Source organism: Massilia sp. ZL223 (assembly GCF_018119395.1).
Lineage (GTDB): Bacteria > Pseudomonadota > Gammaproteobacteria > Burkholderiales > Burkholderiaceae_D > Telluria.
Map to the genome: position 1 here is coordinate 33,429 of NZ_JAGPWD010000002.1, position 16,543 is coordinate 49,971.

Sequence of the window (16,543 nt, forward strand, 5' to 3'; positions counted from 1 at the left end):
GGCCCTACGACGCTGCAGCGAGCCTTGCCACCATGTCCCACATGGAAGCGCAGATGCGCGCCCACGCCTGGGAATCGACCCCGCTCGGCCCCACCAGCGCCTGGCCGCAAAGCCTGAAGAACGCCGTCCGCACCCTGCTCGACATGCGCCTGCCGGCCTACCTGGCCTGGGGCGGGCACTTCACCCAGTTCTTCAACGACGCCTATGTGCCCATCCTCGGCGACAAGCATGTCGACGCCCTGGGCAACGACGCGCGCGTCACCTGGTCCGAGATCTGGCCCACCATCGGCCCCATGTGGCACAAGGTGCTGGAGGGCGAATCGACCGGCTCCGAAGGCTTCTCGCTGACGATCAACCGCTTCGGCTACGACGAAACCGTCTACTTCAACTACTCGTACAGCCCCGTCTACGGTGACGCCGGCCGTCCCGAAGGCGTCCTGGTGACCTTCGTCGAAACCACGAAAGCGGTCCTGAGCGAGCGCCGCCACGCCTTCCAGCTCAAGCTGGCCGACACCCTGCGCCGCGAGACCGAGTTCGACCCGATGCTCAAGGCGACCATCCGCCTGACCAGCGAATACTTCCTCGGCTCGAAAGTCTCCTACGTCGAGATCGACGAGCAAAGCCGCACTTTCCAGGTCAAGGAAGAATGGAAGGACGGCGTCGAAACCGGCGGCGCCCAGGCCAGCTTGCCGCTCGCGGTGCTGTCCGAGGCCCAGCTCGACCAGCTGCGCGCCGGCACCACCCTGTGCGTGACCGACGTCGCCACCGATCCCGCCTGCACCGCCGTGGCGCCGCAATGCCTGGCGCTCGGCATCCATTCCGTGATCGTCATCCCGCTCAAGGACGGGAACAAACTGGTCGGCTGCGGCTTCCTGTACAAGGACCACGCCTACAACTGGACCGACGACGAGCGCACGCTGGCCGAAGACCTGGCGCGCCGCACCTGGGAAGCGCTGCGCCGCATCCGCGCCGAGGAAGCGCTGCGCGAAGAGACCCGTCTGCTCGAGCTGCTCAATCGCGCCGGCAGTGTGCTCGCCTCGACGCTCGACCTGGACACGCTGCTGCAGGCGGTCACCGACGTCGCCACCGAGCTGACCGGCGCCGAATTCGGCGCATTCTTCTACAACGGCCGCAACGAGCAGGGCGAAGCCTATCTGCTGTACACCCTGTCCGGCGCGCCGCGCGAAGCCTTCGAGAAGCTGGGCCAGCCGCGCCCGACTGCGGTGTTCGGCCCCACCTTCCGCGGTGGTCCGCCGATCCGCAGCGACGACATCCGCAAGGACCCGCGCTACGGCAAGATGGGGCCGCACCACGGCATGCCGAAGGGTCACCTGCCGGTGGTCAGCTACCTGGCCGCGTCGGTGACCTCGCGCTCGGGCGAGGTGCTGGGCGGCCTCTTCTTCGGCCATCCGCAGCCGAACCGCTTCGACGAGCGCACCGAGCAGATGATTACCGGCTTCGTGTCCCAGGCCGCGGTGGCGATCGACAACGCGCGCCTGTACGACCTGGCGCAGCGCTCGGCGCGCGAGCGCGAAGGGCTGCTGGCCAGCGAGCGCGCCGCGCGCGCCGAGGCCGAGCGCCACAACAAGATGAAGGACGAGTTCCTGGCCATGCTGGCGCACGAGCTGCGCAATCCGCTGGCGCCGATCACCAATGCGGCCCAGCTGCTGCGCATGCCGAGCGTGGACGAGAACCTGCGCAGCAAGGCGACCAATATCATTTCGCGCCAGGTGCGCCACATGACCGAGCTGGTGGACGACCTGCTGGACGTCTCGCGCGTCACGCGCGGCCTGGTCAAGCTCGAACTCGAAGCGCTCGACCTGAACGAGGTCGTGCGCGCCGCCGTCGAGCAGGCGCGCCCGCACATCGAGGCCAAGGCCCATACCCTGAGCGTGGAGGCGCCCGCCAGGCCGGTCGCGGTGGCGGGCGACCGCACGCGCCTGGTGCAGGTGCTGGTCAACCTGCTCAACAACGCCGCCAAGTACACGCCGGCCGGCGGCAGCATCCAGCTGCGCCTGGAAGCGGGACTGGAAGAGGCGCGCGTCACCGTCATCGACAACGGCAGCGGCATCGATCCGCAACTGCTGCCGCACGTGTTCGACCTGTTCACCCAGGGCGAGCGCGCCCCGGACCGCTCGCAGGGCGGCCTGGGCATCGGCCTGGCGCTGGTCAAGAGCATCGTCCAGATGCACGCGGGCCAGGTGGAGGCGCACAGCGATGGCCTTAATACGGGCGCCGCGGTCTCGGTGCTGCTGCCGCTGGCCGACGCCGCGCCGCTGCACGGTCCGGGACGCATCCGCCACGCGCCGGGCAGCGGAGTGCCGCGCGTGCTGACCATCGTCGACGACAACGCCGACGCGGTGCAGTCGCTGGCGGTGCTGCTGCGCGCCCAGGGGCACACGGTCAAGGTGTTCGAGGATGCGGTGCGCACCCTCGCGTCCACCGAACTGGCGGGCACCGAAGCCTTCATCCTCGATATCGGCCTGCCCGACATCACCGGCTACGAGCTGGCGCGCCGCCTGCGCCGCGACCACCCGGACGCGACCTTCATCGCCCTGACCGGCTATGGCCAGGCGCGCGACCGCGACCTGTCGAAGCAGGCCGGCTTCGACCATCACCTGGTGAAACCGGTGGAGATCCGCGCGCTGTCCGACATCCTGGCCCAGCTGCCGGTGCGTGGCTCCGCACCGGGCAAGGATGAGACAGGTTTGATGATGCCAGTTGACAATGTTGCAGTAACTCCGCAATATTGAAATCCTGACATCACATTAGCCTGATTCGTGTCCCGAAAGAAGAACAGCCGCCAGTGGGCGCGGCTCCGGATCCTATGTTCCGGCGGCCTGCACCTGATGACGATCATTCCCGATGCCCTGGAGCTGGTACGCGAGCTGATTCCCAACAGCGCGTCCCAGCTGTTCCTGCACGCTCCCCGCGCGCCGGAAGAGGTGCAGGAAGCGACCGTGCTGGGCGTGCTGCCGCCGCCGAACGGCTATTTCTACGGCGATGCCGCCAATTTCAGCAGCGTCGCCCCGGGCGAGGCCCGCGCCCGTGCCGCCCATGTGCTGGAAGTCCAGCTGGGCAGCAATGCGGCGCCCCTCGGCACCGTCACCCTGCTGCGCGACGAGGGCCCGGCCTTCGACCAGGATGACGAGGAAGACCTTGGCCGCGTCGCCAACTATTTCGAATACGCCCTGCGCAACGCCGACAGCGCCGGCGCCGGCCTGTCCGGCGTGATCGAGGACGAGGCCATGCTGCTGTCCACCATCGGCGGCGACATCCTGTTCCTGAGCGACTCGGCGGGTGCGCTGCTCGACCTGCTGGCTTCGCAGGAACAGCAGGTATTCGACCGCCGCAGCCTGCCGCCGTTCTGCCTGCGGCTGGTGGAATCGGTGGTGCACGGCGAGCGCTATCCCTGGCGCCTGCCGGCCGGCACCCTCGACCTGGCCGGCGGCGTGCTGGAAGCGCGCGCCCAGTGGATGAGTTCGGGCGGCCAGGACGCCATCCACAGCCGTACGGTCGGCATCTTCCTCAAGTACGTGGTCCCGATGCCGCTGCGGATCTGGCGCGCGCTCGGCAGCGTCGAGCTGTCGCCCCAGCAAATGGAAGTGGCGTTCTGGATGGGCCTGGGTGGCGGCCGCGACGCCGCGCGCTCGCGCATGGACGTCAGCGACGCCGTATTGCGCGACTGCGTCAAGGCCGTCTACGAAAAGTTCGGCTGCACCTCCGAAGCGGGCCTGCTGGCCATCCTGCGTCCGACCGTCTCGCGCATGTAATCCCCTGGTGGACGGGCTCGCCGTCCACCGTTGTCGACCTCCCCACATCTCCCCCTTCCGGAACACCCCCCACCCGTGGGGATGGTCTACACTTCATTGGCTTTTTATTATCTCTATGAATCTCTTCGAGGAGGATGTCATGAACTTTCGATGGATGAGCGCCGTACTGCTGGGCGCTGCTTGCACCGTAGCCAACGCTGCCGACACCAAGGTCACGCTGAAGATGGCCACCGACAAGGGCGATGGCGCCGAGGTCGGCACCGTGACCATCAGCGAGACCAAGTACGGCCTGGTGTTCGCGCCCCAGCTGTCCAAGCTGCCGCCTGGCCTGCACGGTTTCCACGTGCACGAGAACGGCAGCTGCGCCGCCAACCAGAAGGATGGGAAAACGGTGCCGGCGGGCGCCGCCGGCGGCCATCTCGACCCGGCCGCCACCAAGCGTCACGGCGCCCCATGGGGCGACGGGCACCTGGGCGACCTGCCGGCACTCACGGTCGACGACAAGGGCAACGCGGGCAACCCGGTCCTGGCGCCGCGCCTGAAGCTGGCGGACGTCAAGGGCAAGGCCCTGATGGTCCATGCCGGCGGCGACAATCACGCCGACCACCCGTCGCCCTTGGGCGGCGGGGGAGGCCGCATGGCCTGCGGAGTGATTCAGTAAGCCATCCCTAGCTGATCGGGGATGAAACAAAATTTCACATATAAGGCATTTTTGAAATGAAATTTCACAAGCTGATGGCGACGGCACTGCTGTTCGTCGCCCTCGACAGCCGTGCATCCCTGATCCACCACTACGATCTGAACAATTCGCTGGCCGACAGCCAGGGCGGTAAGTCGCTCGTCGCGCATGCCGGCGGCCAGCTCGGAGCCACCGGTTACGCCTTCGGTCCGAACCAGGGCCTGACCCTGAACGAGACCCTGGGCGGCACCTACACGATCGACATGGTGTACCGCTTCGACGCCTTCAATCCGTTCAACACCTACACCCGCATCCTCGACTTCAAGAACCTGGCGAGCGACACCGGGTTGTACGCCTTGTCCGGCAAGTTCAACCTGTACAGCTACGGCGCGGCGGGCGGCAAGGCCGAAGCGGGCAAGGACACCCGCCTGACCATCACGCGCGACAGCGACAAGAACTTCAAGCTGTACCAGAACGGCGACCTGATGTTCAGTGTGCAGGACATCTATTCCTATGCCGACTTCACGGCGACTGCGATGCACTTCTTCCGCGACGATGGCGGCGAAGCGGGACGCGGCGCGGTCGACTACATCAGCATCTACAACCACACCATGACCGGCGCCGAGGTGAAGGAGCTGCAACCGCCGCAGGCCGTCGACCTGCCGGAACCCGGCTCGCTGGGCATGATGGGCGGCTGCCTGGCGATGCTGGGCTGGATGGTCCGCCGCCGCAACACCAAGGCCTGAGGCTTATTCTTCTTCCGAAGGCGGCAACGCGACCTGGGGCACCTCGGTCGCCTGCGCCGCGATGAACCCGGCGAGCGCGCCCGACAGATCGTCGACCACGCGCTTGCCCCACGCTTTCTCCATCAGCCGGTACTGCTGCTCGATCAGCGGCGCGATCTGGTCGACCAGCCGGTCTCCCTTCTGCGCCAGCCGCACCATCACGCGGCGCTGGTCCGCGGCCATGCGGCTGCGCTCCACCAGCCCCAGCTCTTCCATGCGCGCCAGCATGCCCGCCATGCTCGGGCTCAGGATCTGGCACAGCTCGCACAGTTCGCGCGGCTCCAGCTGCTCGTGTTCGTCCAGCGCGCGCAGGATACGCCACTGCTGCTCGGTCACGCCGAAGTGATTCAGCACGGGGCGGAAATGCGACATCAGTGCGTCGCGCGCCTTCAACAACAGCTGGGGTAGATTACGGTGGGTGATCCGGCCGGGCACGGCGACTCCTTCGACAGTATCGGCGATTCGCCTTGACTGGCTAACATATTAGTGATTAACTGCGAACATGTTAGTGAATTCTGGATTCACTGCGATGCTCTTTCAGGTGCGACAACGATCGTGATTATCCGAGACCGGCCCTCAGGGCTCAAGCTCTTCCTGCTCCTGCGCGGCTCCATCCTGCCGCGCATCCTGCCTACCCTGGTGGTCAACATCGTGGTGGCGCTGCTGGTCACCTGGTCGCATGGCGACCTGTGGGACCTCAAGATCACGCTCACCACCATTCCTTTCACCCTGATCGGCCTGCCGGTCGCGATCTTCCTGGGCTTTCGCAACAACTCGGCCTACGACCGCTTCTGGGAAGGGCGCAAGCTGTGGGGAGAGCTCGTGCTGCGCAGCCGTAACCTGGCGCGCCAGTGCCTGGGCCTGATCGAAGGGGAGGGCGAGGCCCGCGCCAGCCACGGCCTGGGCGACGTGCGGGTGCGCATGATCCTGCGCGCCATCGCTTTCGTCCATGCCCTGCGCGACCAGCTGCGCCAGCAGGCACTCGATCCCAGGGTCGCCGGCATGCTGCGGGCCCAGGAGTTCGCGCAGGCCCAGCATGCGGCGAACCGTCCCGACTACCTGATGCAGCGCATGGGACAGGACCTGCGCCAGTGCCTGGCCGAGAAGCGCATCGATCCCTGCCTGGCCGCCAGTATCGACGCCACCCTGTCCGCGATGACGGCCGCCGCCGCGTCCTGCGAGCGCATCAAGAACACGCCGGTGCCGTTCTCGTATTCGCTGCTGCTGCACCGCACCGCCTACATGTACTGCTTCCTGCTGCCTTTCGGCCTGGTCGACACCATCGGCTTCATGACGCCGATCGTGGTGGCCATCGTGGCCTACACCTTCTTCGGCCTGGATGCGCTCGGCGACGAGCTGGAAGAGCCTTTCGGCACCGAGCCCAACGACCTGCCCCTGGACGCCATGTGCCGCGCGATCGAGATCGACCTGCGCAGCGCGCTGGGCGACGAACACCTGCCGCCGCCGCTGGCGGCGGTCGATTACTGCCTTACCTAAGCCCGATCCGACGGAGACACCATGCATCACGACGACCACGTTCAACAAGACCGCATCCGCCTGCCGCTCCTGCGCGAGCGCATCACCACCGCAACCGAGGCGGCCGCATGGATCAGGGATGGCATGACCGTCGGCATGAGCGGCTTCACCCGCGCCGGCGACGCCAAGGCGGTGCCGCTGGCGCTGGCCGAACGCGCGCGCACCGAACCCCTCAAGATCACCCTGATGACCGGCGCTTCGCTCGGCAGCGACATCGACAGCACCCTGGCGCAAAGCGGCGTGCTGGCGCGCCGCATGCCTTTCCAGGCCGACCCGGCGCTGCGCGCGGCGATCAACCGCGGCGAGGTGATGTTCGTCGACCAGCACTTGTCCGAAACGGTGGAACTGCTGCGCACGCGCCAGATCGCACCGGTCGACGTGGCCGTGATCGAAGCGGTGGCGATCACCGAGACCGGCGCCATCATCCCGACCACCTCGGTCGGCAACAGCGCCAGCTTCGCGATCCTGGCCGAGAAGGTGATCGTGGAGATCAACCTGAGCCAGTCGCCGGCGCTGGAAGGCCTGCACGACATCTTCATCCCCAAGCACCGCCCGCGCCGCGAGCCGATGCCACTGATGAACGTGAGCGACCGCATCGGCACGAGCGCCATCGCGATCCCGCCGGAAAAGATCGTCGCCATCGTCCTGACCGAGAAGCACGACAGCGCGTCCACCATCCTGCCGCCGGATGCCGGGACGGCCGCCATCGCAGGCCACCTGACCGGTTTCTTCAACCAGGAGATCGCGCAGGGCCGCCTCACCGAGCGCCTGATGCCGATCCAGGCAGGCATCGGCACCATCGCCAACGCGGTGCTGGCGGGCTTCGTCGGCGGACCGTTCCGCAAGCTCACGATGTATTCGGAAGTGCTGCAAGACTCGACCTTCGACCTGTTCGATGCCGGGCTGCTGGATTTCGCCTCGGGTTCCTCGATCACGCTGTCAGAGGAAAAGGGACGCCAGGTGTTCGCGGACATCGAACGCTACAAGGACCGCCTGGTGCTGCGGCCGCAGGAGGTGAGCAACCATCCGGAAGTCATCCGCCGCCTGGGGATCATCGCCATCAACACGGCGCTCGAGTGCGATATCTACGGCAACGTGAATTCGACCCACGTGTCGGGCACGCACATGATGAACGGGATCGGCGGCTCGGGCGATTTCGCGCGCAACGCCTATCTATCGGTGTTCGCGACCAAGTCGGTAGCGAAGGGCGGGAAGATCTCGAGCATCGTGCCGATGGTGACGCACGTCGACCATAACGAGCATGATGTCGACATCATCGTCACCGAAGTGGGACTGGCGGACTTGCGCGGCCTGGCGCCGCGGGAACGGGCGCAGCGCATCATCGAGAACTGCGTGGCGGAGCCGTACAGGCGGATGCTGAGGGACTACGTGGAGGAGGCCAACCGGGGAGGCGGGCAGACGCCGCATGTGCTGGAGAAGGCGTTCTCGTGGCATGTGCGGTATCGGGAGACCGGTTCCATGCTGCCGGCGTAAACTCTGCGCAGATAACCTGGGTCCCGGTGGTGGCCGGGACCCAAGTTCCTAACCGAAGCCGCGACAGCGATTACTTGGAAGCCGTGCGCGCCTTCCCAAACGCATCCCCCGCCTTCCACGCCGGCATCTTCGGCGCATCCGCCACCGCGCGCCCCAGGTTCAAGGTGAACTGCGCCTGCTGCACCATCCCCGCCAGGTCCCAGCTCGGATCATACTCATCCGACACCTGGTGATAACGCGCGCGGTACGCCTTCTGCTTGGCGTCGCTCGCCTCCACATCCTTCACCCAGCTATGCCCCGCGCCCACCGAGAACGCCGGCACGCCCGCCTTGGCGAAGCTGAAATGGTCGCTGCGGAAGTAGCCGCCAGCCAGGTCGGGCTTGGCCGGTGCGATCTGCAGGCCCATCTTCTTCGCGGTGGCCGCGGCCATCGCACCCAGTTCGGTGCGCTCGCTGCCCGGCACGTTGACGTCCTTGGCCAGGCCCACGAAATTCAGGCTGTCCAGGTTCAGGTTGGCCGCGGTCTTTTCCAGTGGCCAGAGCGGCTTGGATGCATAGGCGGCGCTGCCCAGCAGGCCTTGTTCTTCGGCCGCCACCCACAGGAACATCTGGCTGCGCTTGGCCGGATTGCGCACGGCTTCCTGCGCCATCGCCAGCAGCGCGGCGGTGCCCGAGGCGTTGTCGACCGCGCCGTTGAACACGGTGTCGCCTTCGGTGCCCTGCTTGCCCATGTGGTCCCAGTGCGCCGTGTAGATCACGACTTCGTCCTTGAGCTTGGGGTCGGTGCCCGGCACGACGCCGGCCACGTTGTACTCGTTCAGGGTACGCACCGCGGCGCGCGCCTCGCCCTTGACGCGGGCGTTGAGTGGCACCGGCTTGAAGTTCCTGTCTTCGGCAGCAAGCCGCAGCTTGTCCAGGTCCTGGCCGGCGGCCGCGAACAGCTTGCGTGCGGTGGCGTCGGTCATCCAGCCTTCCAGGCCGGAACCCAGCTCGCCCTCGGCCAGCTGGAAGCGCTCGGCATTGGCCCAGCTGTTCTGCACCACGCTCCAGCCGTAGGAGGCGGATGCATCGGTGTGGATCAGCAGGACGCCGGCCGCGCCCTGGCGCGCCGCTTCTTCGAGCTTGTAGGTCCAGCGGCCATAGTAGGTAAGGCCGGCGCCGTTGAAGCGCTTCGGCTCGGCCGCGGTCGGGGCCGGGTCGTTCACCAGCATCACCAGGACCTTGCCCTTGGCGTCCAGGCCCTTGAAGTCGTCCCAGCCTTCCTCGGCCGCGCTGATGCCGTAGCCGACGAAGACCATCTCCGCATCCAGCATGTGGTCGGCCTTGGCGTCGCCCGGACCCCAGACCCAGTCCGCGCCGAACTGCAGCGGCAGCGCCTGGCCGCCGGCAACGATGCCGACATTGCTCTGCTGCGGCAGGGCGCGCACGCCGGCGATCTTGACCGGCTGGCGGAAGCTGTTGCCGTTGGCCGGTTTCAGGCCGGCGGCGAGCGCCTGGGTTTCGAGATAGGTGACGGTCAGTTCGCCGCCGCGCTGGCCGGTGCCGCGTCCTTCGACGGCGTCGGAGGCGAGGAAGGCCAGGTGCGCGCGCAGCGGCGCTTCCTTGACGGTCGCAGTCTGCGACTTGCCGGCGGCGTGGGCCGGGTAGGCCAGTGCCAGGCTGCCCGCCAGGGCAGTGAGGACAACGGAGGAGACGATCTTGTGCATGGAATCCTGCTGCGAAAAGTGGTTGTGTATTTACCAGGGGCGCACGCACGCCCGCGCGTGCGCGGACATTGTATGTCAATCATCTGTAAAACCGCAGGATGTCGGTCGATACGGTCGTCCCCGTCATCGGCAGCAGCGGCGGCGCATCGCGGGGGCGGGGCGGCAGCAGGTGCTGCGGCAGGCCCGGTATGCGCTCCTGCACCGTCACCGCGAAGATGTCTTCCGGCTTGGCCTCGATCTCGAATTCCATGGTGCGGTCCTCCATCCCGTACAGCGACACCCACCACGGCCCCTCCCTGCTGGTCAGCGTGCGGCCGTCCAGGCGCGAGCGCAGCGGCTTGGTGCCCGACACCCACATCTCGATATGCGGCGCCTTGTTCTTCGAGCGCACCGTGAAGCGCCCGTAGCGCACCTTGCCGACCGAGCTGCGCAGGATGTAGTTGTCGGGGAAGTGCAGATTGTCGTCGCGCGGCGCCACCGCGAGCCACTGGCGCGGGCTCTTCCAGCCGAAGGTGTCGACGTGGATCGACGGCGCTGCCTGGTCGGGAAACACCTGCCGGGTCCAGGCGTCGAGCGGCTGCTGCGGCATCAGCCAGTAGGCGCGCCAGGTGTTCATGTCCTTGAAATAGGTGAGCCGGTTGGGCGGCGGCGTCGACGTGGCGGCTGCCGGCGCAGCGGTGGTGCGCGGCAGGGCGAAACCCAGGGCCAGCGCCAGCGCGAGCGCGGCGGCGAGGGCGTGCGGGGCGCGCAGCAGCAGGAGCGGCGCGGCGAAGCACAGCATGGGCAGCGCGACCAGCACGGCGGCGACATACAGCCCATGCGGCGCCAGCGTCGTCCAGACCTCGCGCAGCCCGGGTGGCAGCAGGACGGCGGCCGGCGCAAGGCCCGCGCACAGCACCAGCGCGCGTACGGGCGCCGCCTGCGCCGGCCGCCAGCCCGACTCCAGCACCAGGTAGGCGGCGAGCGCGCCCAGCAGCGGCCAGGCGTACAGGTAGCCCACGCCGGGCCGCAGGGCCATCAGGAGCACCAGCGCCGCCAGCGCCCAGGCCAGCGAGCCCAGCACCGCGGCGGGCATGCCGGCCGCGCGCCGCACCAGCAACAGCGCGGCCAGGAAGCCGATGGCGACCACGGCGCCGGCAGCCAGCGCCGCGCCGTAGTCGTCCGCGCGCGCGGCGGCCGACAGCGTCTCGCGCTGCCACCAGATGGCGGTGCGCGCCGCGACCAGCAGCAGCGCGGCGCCGAACAGTCCCTGCACCGCCGGGATCGCGCCCAGGCGGCGGAACGACAGCACGCAGGCGCCAAGCAGCAGCAGGAGCGACACCCGCGCCACGCCCCAGCCCAGGTCGGGCGAGTGGTGCACCGGCCCCACCCCGGGCAGCGAGAACCAGGCATGCGTGGCGTGCCTGCCGCGCGCCAGCGGCGCCTCGCCGAATTCGCGCGCCAGGCGCAGCATGACGTCGCCCATGTGCAGCAAGCTGGCGCGCTCCAGCCGCTCCAGGGTGTCGTTGGCGCGCTCGCCGTCGAAACGCTGTTCGGTATTCGCGAACAGCAGCACCGGCGCGTCCAGTTCCGCCAGCGGCCCGATGTCGGGATGCTGGGGCATGGGCGGCATCAGTTCCGCCGCCAGCGAGGTGCCGCCCACGTCGGGCGCGGCGCGCGCCCAGCCGCGCAGCGCATCCTTGCCGGCGCCGCTGGCCGCGAACAGGCGCAGCGGGCCGCCGCTGCCCGCGCTGTCGAAGCGCAGGGCCAGGCCGATGCGCCTGGCCAGCGGATGCTGCTCGACGAAGCCCTTGGTGCCGAGTCCTCCGACATGCTCGCCGTCGGCGAACAGCAGCACGATGTCGTTGGCGCTCGGCCCCTCGCGCCGCAGCGCCCGTGCGGTTTCCAGCAGCGCCGCAACCGGGGCCGCCGCGCGCGCCGCGCCGAGGGTGGCCGTGCCGCTGTCGTAATGCGTGGCCAGCAGCAGGGCGGGACGGCGCAGCCGGTCCTGCCGGTGTCCGGGAATGCGCACGACGATGTTGTTCACCACGCCGATGCTGGTGTGGACGCCGAAGGAGACCACCGAGCGGCGCACCGTGGCGCGCTGCACCTCGGGCGCGAAACCCATGGCGCGCAGCTGTTCCAGGATGTAGCCGCGCGCCTGGGCATTGGCCTCGGTGGCGATCGGGCGCGGCGCCACGCTCAGCGCGGCCACGTGCTCCATGGCGCGCGCCTGCCAGCGCGCCGGTTCGGGCAGGACCGGCGCCGGGACCGGCACGGGGGCCAGGGCAAGCCAGCCCAGGATGGCCAGCGCCAGGCAAGCGGCAAGGCTGGATGCGAGGCCCGCCAGCGGAACGGTCCTCGGCAAAGGTATGGGTGGAACAGCGGCTTCCATGCTTCTCTCTCCTTATTGTTGTTGTGCTCCCGCAGGTTCTTTGACCTGTCCATGGACGAAAAAAAGCCCGCCGGGCTGGGAGGAGGGGCGGGCAAGAGGGGGAAAACCGGTTCTGCTATTCGAGCACCCAGGCATAGGCCAGCTGCGCCCATCCGGCTTCGGCCACGCCGTTGTTCATGGCCGGCTTGAACTGGCACAGCGACAGTGCGTTGAGGGCGGCGCGGTCGAGGTCGCGCGAGCCGCTCGAGCTCTGGATGCGTGCATCCTTGACCCGGCCGTCGGCGCCGACCATCAGGGCCAGGGTCACGGTGCCGGACTCGCCGTTGCGGGCGGCGCGCGCCGGGTAGTCGGGCTTGGCGCAGCCGTTGGCGTCGGCCAGCACCGCGCTGCGCATCTGGCCACTGTTGGTGGAGGGCTGGGCCGGCGGCGCTTCGCTCGGGGCCGACTGCATCGGTTCAACCGGCTGCGGCTGCGCTTCCGTCGTGGCGCTCACGGTCGGTTCCGGCGGCGGCTCGACCGGCGTCACCTCGGGCTTGGGCACCACGATCTCCGGCGGCGCCACCTCGGCCTTCGGCGTGGGCGGGTTCGGCGGCGGAGGCGGCGGTGGAATGTCCGGCTTGATCCACACCAGCCGGTCCTCGACCAGGTCCGGCAGCTTGAAGGTCTTGGAGTTCATCGTGTGCATGACACCCATCGCCACCAGCACGTGCAGTCCTGCAACCAGGGCGACCCGTCCCGCCTTGCCGCCCGTTCCATCGTTCAGTTGAGAGAAGTGCATGGCCGTTCTCCTTTCTTATTGAAGCGCTATGTTACCTGCTGGGAAAACAAAACTGCGATTCGTTGGAATCACTATATGCTAGGTCCTAGCAAGATGTAAAGCGATTCGATAGCAATATTGTTACTGAGTGTGCGACGGCAGGGTGTTGCTCATCCTCGTCTATACAGATGAGGCCACTCGCGCGCCGGGGCGTTGTATGGAATAATCCATTTGTCACATTGGTTCTTCCGCATGCTGGTAAGCTGGGATGCCACTGTTTGGTAGGTAGATGTCAGCGGCTGCGATAGCCCGGAGAGAAGATGGCAACACAGAACAGCAAACCCATCCGTGTCATGCTTGCCGACGATCATCCGATCGTCATGACGGGCTTTGCCATGTCGCTGGAAGCGGCAGGGATGCAAGTGGTGGGACAGGCCAAGACCCCGAATGAAGCCACCGCGCTGTACGCCGCCGAGAAGCCCGACGTGGCCGTGCTCGACATGCGTTTCGGCACCGAACTGACGGGCCTGGACGCGGCGCAGACCATCCTCAAGAATGACCCGCAGGCAAAAATTGTTTTCCTCAGCCAGTTTGACCAGGACAGTTTAATTAAAGAAACCTACCGGATTGGTGCCCACGCTTTTGTTACCAAGGATTGCGATCCGGCCGACCTTGCCACCGCAGTGCGTTATGCGCGCGAAGGCAAGCTGTACTTCCTGCCGCAGATCGCGGCGCGCCTGGCCAGCATGGCGGTGCGCGGCGAGGTGACGCCCCAGTCCCAGCTCGACGAGCGCGGGCTGGAGATCTTCAAGCTGATGGCCGAGGGCATGACCAACGCCGAGATCGCCGAAAAGCTGGACCTGTCGACCAAGACGATCAGCAACATCAGCCAGTCGATCAAGGAAAAGCTGGGCGTGCACCGCCAGGCCAGCATCACCTTGCTGGCCGTCAAGCACGGCCTGATCGAACCGTAAGCGCAGGATGAAGCGCTTCCTGCGGCAGGCGAGGCTGGCGCTCGGCGCGCTGGCCTTGGGAATCGCCTGCACCCCGGCCCTCGCCGAACAGTACCGCGAACCTGAAACCACGGGCTTTCGCTTCCAGATCGTCACCGGCGACGACACCGAGGTCACGCGCCGCATCGCCGAAGACCTGTACAAGCGCCTGGTTCCCACCTTCGCCGCCTTCCGCACCGAGCTGGCCCAGAGCCGCCGCATGCTGTACGTGACGATCGGCCCGACCGCGTTGCGCGACGCCGTGGCGCGCCGCTGCGACTGCGTGGTGATCTCGGCCTATACCTCGAGCCAGGTATGGCATGCGATCACTTCGCGCCTGGCGCGCAACCGCGCCATGTCGCTCACCGCCGTCTACGCCGAGCCGGCGCCCGCCGACCAGCTGCGCCTGGCCACCTTGCTGTACGGGCGCCAGCCGCGCATCGGCGCGATGCTCAGCCCCGAGACCGCCTTCCTGCGCCCGGTGCTGGACGGCGAAGTGGAGATCCAGCATTTCGAGCCGGGCGACGACATCAACCACACGCTCAACCGCATGACGCGCGCCGAAGCGCTGCTGGCGATGCCCGACAGCGCGGTCTACAACACCGAAAGCGTGCGCAACATCCTGCTCTCGACCTACCGCCGCAAGCAGGGCGTGATCGGCTTCTCGGCCGACATGGTCAAGGTCGGGGCGCTGGCCAGCACCTATTCGGAAATCGAGGATATCAACACCCAGGTGGCGGAAATCGCCGCCGCCTTCGTGATCACCGGCGAGCTGGCGCCGCCGCAGTTCCCGCGCTACTTCCGCACCGTGATCAACGAGGGCGTGGCCAGGTCGCTCGACCTGCGCGTGACCGAGGCCGCGCGCCAGTTCGCCCGTCCCGCGCCGGGCACGCTGCAGAAGGCCGCATCCACCACGGCGGGCCAGCGATGAAGCTGCGATTCTGGCGCGGCTGGGGCATCGGCCGGCGCATGGCCTTCATCACCATGCTGCCGGTGGTGTTCCTGTTCACCTCCTTCGTCTGGTACTCCTGGTACGCGCACCGCGCCCAGGTGGCGGAAGAACTGGCCGAGCGCGGACGCATCCTGTCGCGCGCGCTGGCCGAAACCAGCGAATACAACGTCATCTCGGGCAACCTGTCCGACCTGCGCCTGACCATCAACGGCCTGGTGCAGTCCGACATCAGCATCTACCGCATCGACGTGATCGACGCCAGCGGCCGCGCCGCGGTGCGCGTGGTCTCGGAAGCCGCGCGCGACGCCCAGCCCCATTACTACGAGGCGCCGATCCGCAAGCAGGTGGTGTGGATCAACCTGTTCACCGACAACGGCACGCCGCACGTCTCGGCCTCGAGCGTGTCGCGTCCGCCGACCCTGACCACCGAGGTAGTGGGCTGGGTGCGGGTGACCATGTCGCCGGCGAACATGATGGACAAGCAGGCGGCGCGCTTCCGCGTCGAGCTGACCATCGCCGCGCTGGCGCTGGCCGCCTCCGGCGTGCTGGCCTGGGTGCTGGCGCGCTCGCTCACGGTGCCGCTGCGCGAAGCGATCGGCGCGCTGCGCTCCATCCGCGGCGGCAACTACCGGGTCAACCTGCCGGTGACCACCGGCGGCGAAGTCGGCGAACTGCAGTCCTCGATCGGCGACATGTCGCTGGCGCTGGACGAATCCAAGCGCGACCTGGAGAACAAGGTGGCCGAGCGCACCCGCGACCTGCTGGCCTCGCGCAACGAGGCGGTGCGCGCCGATGCCGACAAGCGCAAGCTGATCCAGAAGGTCAACTCCATCATCGAGGACGAGCGCAAGAGCATCGCGGTCGAGATCCACGACGAACTGAACGCGTCGCTGATCGCCGCGCGCCTGGAGGCCCAGGCCATCGGCGCGCTGGCCGCCAAGGCGCCGCAGGGGCAGGAAGTGGACGAGATCAAGCGCAAGTCCGAAGCCATCACCAAGCTCGCGCTCGACCTGTACGCCAACGGCCGCCGCCTGGTGCGCCGCCTGCGTCCTGAAGTGCTGGACATGCTCGGCCTGCACGGCGCGGTGGAAGAGATGGTGCGCCACTACGATTCCACCTCCGGCTGCCGCTTCGACCTGCACAGCGAAGGCGACTTCGCGCGCCTGCCGAACGAGCTCGCGATCTCGGCCTACCGCATCGTGCAGGAAGCGCTGTCCAACGTGATGAAGCACTCGGGCGCGCGCTCGGCCCACGTCAGCCTGCTGCTCGACGAAGCCAAGGGCAAGCTGCGCATCCGCGTGGTCGACGACGGCCACGGCTTCGACGTCGCCAGCGCCTCCGAAGGCATCGGCATCATCGGCATGCGCGAGCGCGTGTACGCGCTGCAGGGCGTGTTCGAGGTGCGTTCGGCGCCGGGCGAGGGCACCGACGTCGCGATTTCCCTGCCCCTGGAGGCGCCGGTGACCCTGGCGCAGTCCTTAACATCCTGATTGAAC

General features: G+C 67.7%; 13 protein-coding genes. 9 read left to right on the forward strand and 4 right to left on the reverse strand.

What is annotated here, in order from left to right; genetic code table 11:
* The first annotated feature begins 32 nt into the window (after positions 1–32).
* From KBW95_RS01615 to KBW95_RS01630, 4 genes are all read left to right on the forward strand, one after another.
* On the forward strand, positions 33–2,753 hold the full coding sequence (locus tag KBW95_RS01615) for a GAF domain-containing protein (RefSeq protein WP_211527340.1): 2,721 nt from the start codon (positions 33–35) through the stop codon (positions 2,751–2,753).
* A gap of 96 nt (positions 2,754–2,849) precedes the next feature.
* Positions 2,850–3,773: a hypothetical protein gene (locus KBW95_RS01620; protein ID WP_211527341.1), complete on the forward strand. Its 924-nt coding sequence runs from the start codon at positions 2,850–2,852 to the stop codon at positions 3,771–3,773.
* Between the two features lie 139 nt (positions 3,774–3,912).
* Complete coding sequence (sodC, locus tag KBW95_RS01625) at positions 3,913–4,434, forward strand: superoxide dismutase family protein (protein WP_229429481.1); 522 nt, start codon at positions 3,913–3,915, stop codon at positions 4,432–4,434.
* A gap of 56 nt (positions 4,435–4,490) precedes the next feature.
* Positions 4,491–5,198 carry a LamG-like jellyroll fold domain-containing protein gene (locus tag KBW95_RS01630; protein ID WP_211526669.1) on the forward strand — a complete coding sequence of 236 codons (708 nt, stop codon included), beginning with the start codon at positions 4,491–4,493 and terminating at the stop codon, positions 5,196–5,198.
* A gap of 3 nt (positions 5,199–5,201) precedes the next feature.
* On the opposite strand, the gene hpaR is transcribed toward KBW95_RS01630, so the two are convergent.
* Entirely contained in the window at positions 5,202–5,672 is a 471-nt protein-coding gene (gene hpaR, locus KBW95_RS01635; RefSeq protein ID WP_211526670.1) for a homoprotocatechuate degradation operon regulator HpaR, read from the reverse strand.
* Positions 5,673–5,792: 120 nt separating this feature from the next.
* Between hpaR and KBW95_RS01640 the strand changes: the two genes are divergently transcribed.
* Positions 5,793–6,734 (forward strand): bestrophin family protein, encoded by a 942-nt coding sequence (locus KBW95_RS01640; protein ID WP_211526671.1) that lies wholly within the window; start codon positions 5,793–5,795, stop codon positions 6,732–6,734.
* A 21-nt stretch (positions 6,735–6,755) separates the two neighbouring features.
* Positions 6,756–8,267, forward strand: a complete 1,512-nt coding sequence (locus tag KBW95_RS01645; protein WP_211526672.1) for an acetyl-CoA hydrolase/transferase family protein — start codon at positions 6,756–6,758, stop codon at positions 8,265–8,267.
* A gap of 70 nt (positions 8,268–8,337) precedes the next feature.
* Here the strand turns inward: KBW95_RS01645 and KBW95_RS01650 are convergent, their stop codons facing one another.
* The 3 genes from KBW95_RS01650 to KBW95_RS01660 all read right to left on the reverse strand — a co-directional run bounded on the left by KBW95_RS01650 (position 8,338) and on the right by KBW95_RS01660 (position 13,124).
* Complete coding sequence (locus KBW95_RS01650) at positions 8,338–9,972, reverse strand: M28 family peptidase (RefSeq protein WP_211526673.1); 1,635 nt, start codon at positions 9,970–9,972, stop codon at positions 8,338–8,340.
* Positions 9,973–10,051: 79 nt separating this feature from the next.
* Complete coding sequence (locus KBW95_RS01655; protein WP_229429482.1) at positions 10,052–12,346, reverse strand: M28 family peptidase; 2,295 nt, start codon at positions 12,344–12,346, stop codon at positions 10,052–10,054.
* Positions 12,347–12,461: 115 nt separating this feature from the next.
* On the reverse strand, positions 12,462–13,124 hold the full coding sequence (locus KBW95_RS01660) for an energy transducer TonB (protein ID WP_211527342.1): 663 nt from the start codon (positions 13,122–13,124) through the stop codon (positions 12,462–12,464).
* A gap of 299 nt (positions 13,125–13,423) precedes the next feature.
* Here KBW95_RS01660 and KBW95_RS01665 point away from each other — a divergent pair, with 299 nt between their 5' ends.
* From KBW95_RS01665 to KBW95_RS01675, 3 genes are read left to right on the forward strand one after another with little or no spacing between them, the layout of a single operon-like run.
* Positions 13,424–14,077: a response regulator transcription factor gene (locus tag KBW95_RS01665; protein WP_211524884.1), complete on the forward strand. Its 654-nt coding sequence runs from the start codon at positions 13,424–13,426 to the stop codon at positions 14,075–14,077.
* A gap of 7 nt (positions 14,078–14,084) precedes the next feature.
* On the forward strand, positions 14,085–15,026 hold the full coding sequence (locus KBW95_RS01670) for a hypothetical protein (protein ID WP_211527343.1): 942 nt from the start codon (positions 14,085–14,087) through the stop codon (positions 15,024–15,026).
* Positions 15,023–16,537, forward strand: coding sequence for a sensor histidine kinase (locus tag KBW95_RS01675; protein WP_211524882.1), 1,515 nt, complete (start codon positions 15,023–15,025; stop codon positions 16,535–16,537). The genes KBW95_RS01670 and KBW95_RS01675 overlap by 4 nt, the downstream gene beginning before the upstream one ends.
* Positions 16,538–16,543 lie beyond the last annotated feature (6 nt).

Coding starts and splice junctions, on each gene's coding strand:
- KBW95_RS01615 (WP_211527340.1), top strand. CDS start 33: ATGTCCCACATGGAAGCGCAGATGCGCGCCCACGCCTGGGAATCGACC.
- KBW95_RS01620 (WP_211527341.1), top strand. CDS start 2,850: ATGACGATCATTCCCGATGCCCTGGAGCTGGTACGCGAGCTGATTCCC.
- sodC (WP_229429481.1), top strand. CDS start 3,913: ATGAACTTTCGATGGATGAGCGCCGTACTGCTGGGCGCTGCTTGCACC.
- KBW95_RS01630 (WP_211526669.1), top strand. CDS start 4,491: ATGAAATTTCACAAGCTGATGGCGACGGCACTGCTGTTCGTCGCCCTC.
- KBW95_RS01645 (WP_211526672.1), top strand. CDS start 6,756: ATGCATCACGACGACCACGTTCAACAAGACCGCATCCGCCTGCCGCTC.
- KBW95_RS01650 (WP_211526673.1), bottom strand. CDS start 9,972: ATGCACAAGATCGTCTCCTCCGTTGTCCTCACTGCCCTGGCGGGCAGC.
- KBW95_RS01655 (WP_229429482.1), bottom strand. CDS start 12,346: ATGGAAGCCGCTGTTCCACCCATACCTTTGCCGAGGACCGTTCCGCTG.
- KBW95_RS01660 (WP_211527342.1), bottom strand. CDS start 13,124: ATGCACTTCTCTCAACTGAACGATGGAACGGGCGGCAAGGCGGGACGG.
- KBW95_RS01665 (WP_211524884.1), top strand. CDS start 13,424: ATGGCAACACAGAACAGCAAACCCATCCGTGTCATGCTTGCCGACGAT.
- KBW95_RS01670 (WP_211527343.1), top strand. CDS start 14,085: ATGAAGCGCTTCCTGCGGCAGGCGAGGCTGGCGCTCGGCGCGCTGGCC.
- KBW95_RS01675 (WP_211524882.1), top strand. CDS start 15,023: ATGAAGCTGCGATTCTGGCGCGGCTGGGGCATCGGCCGGCGCATGGCC.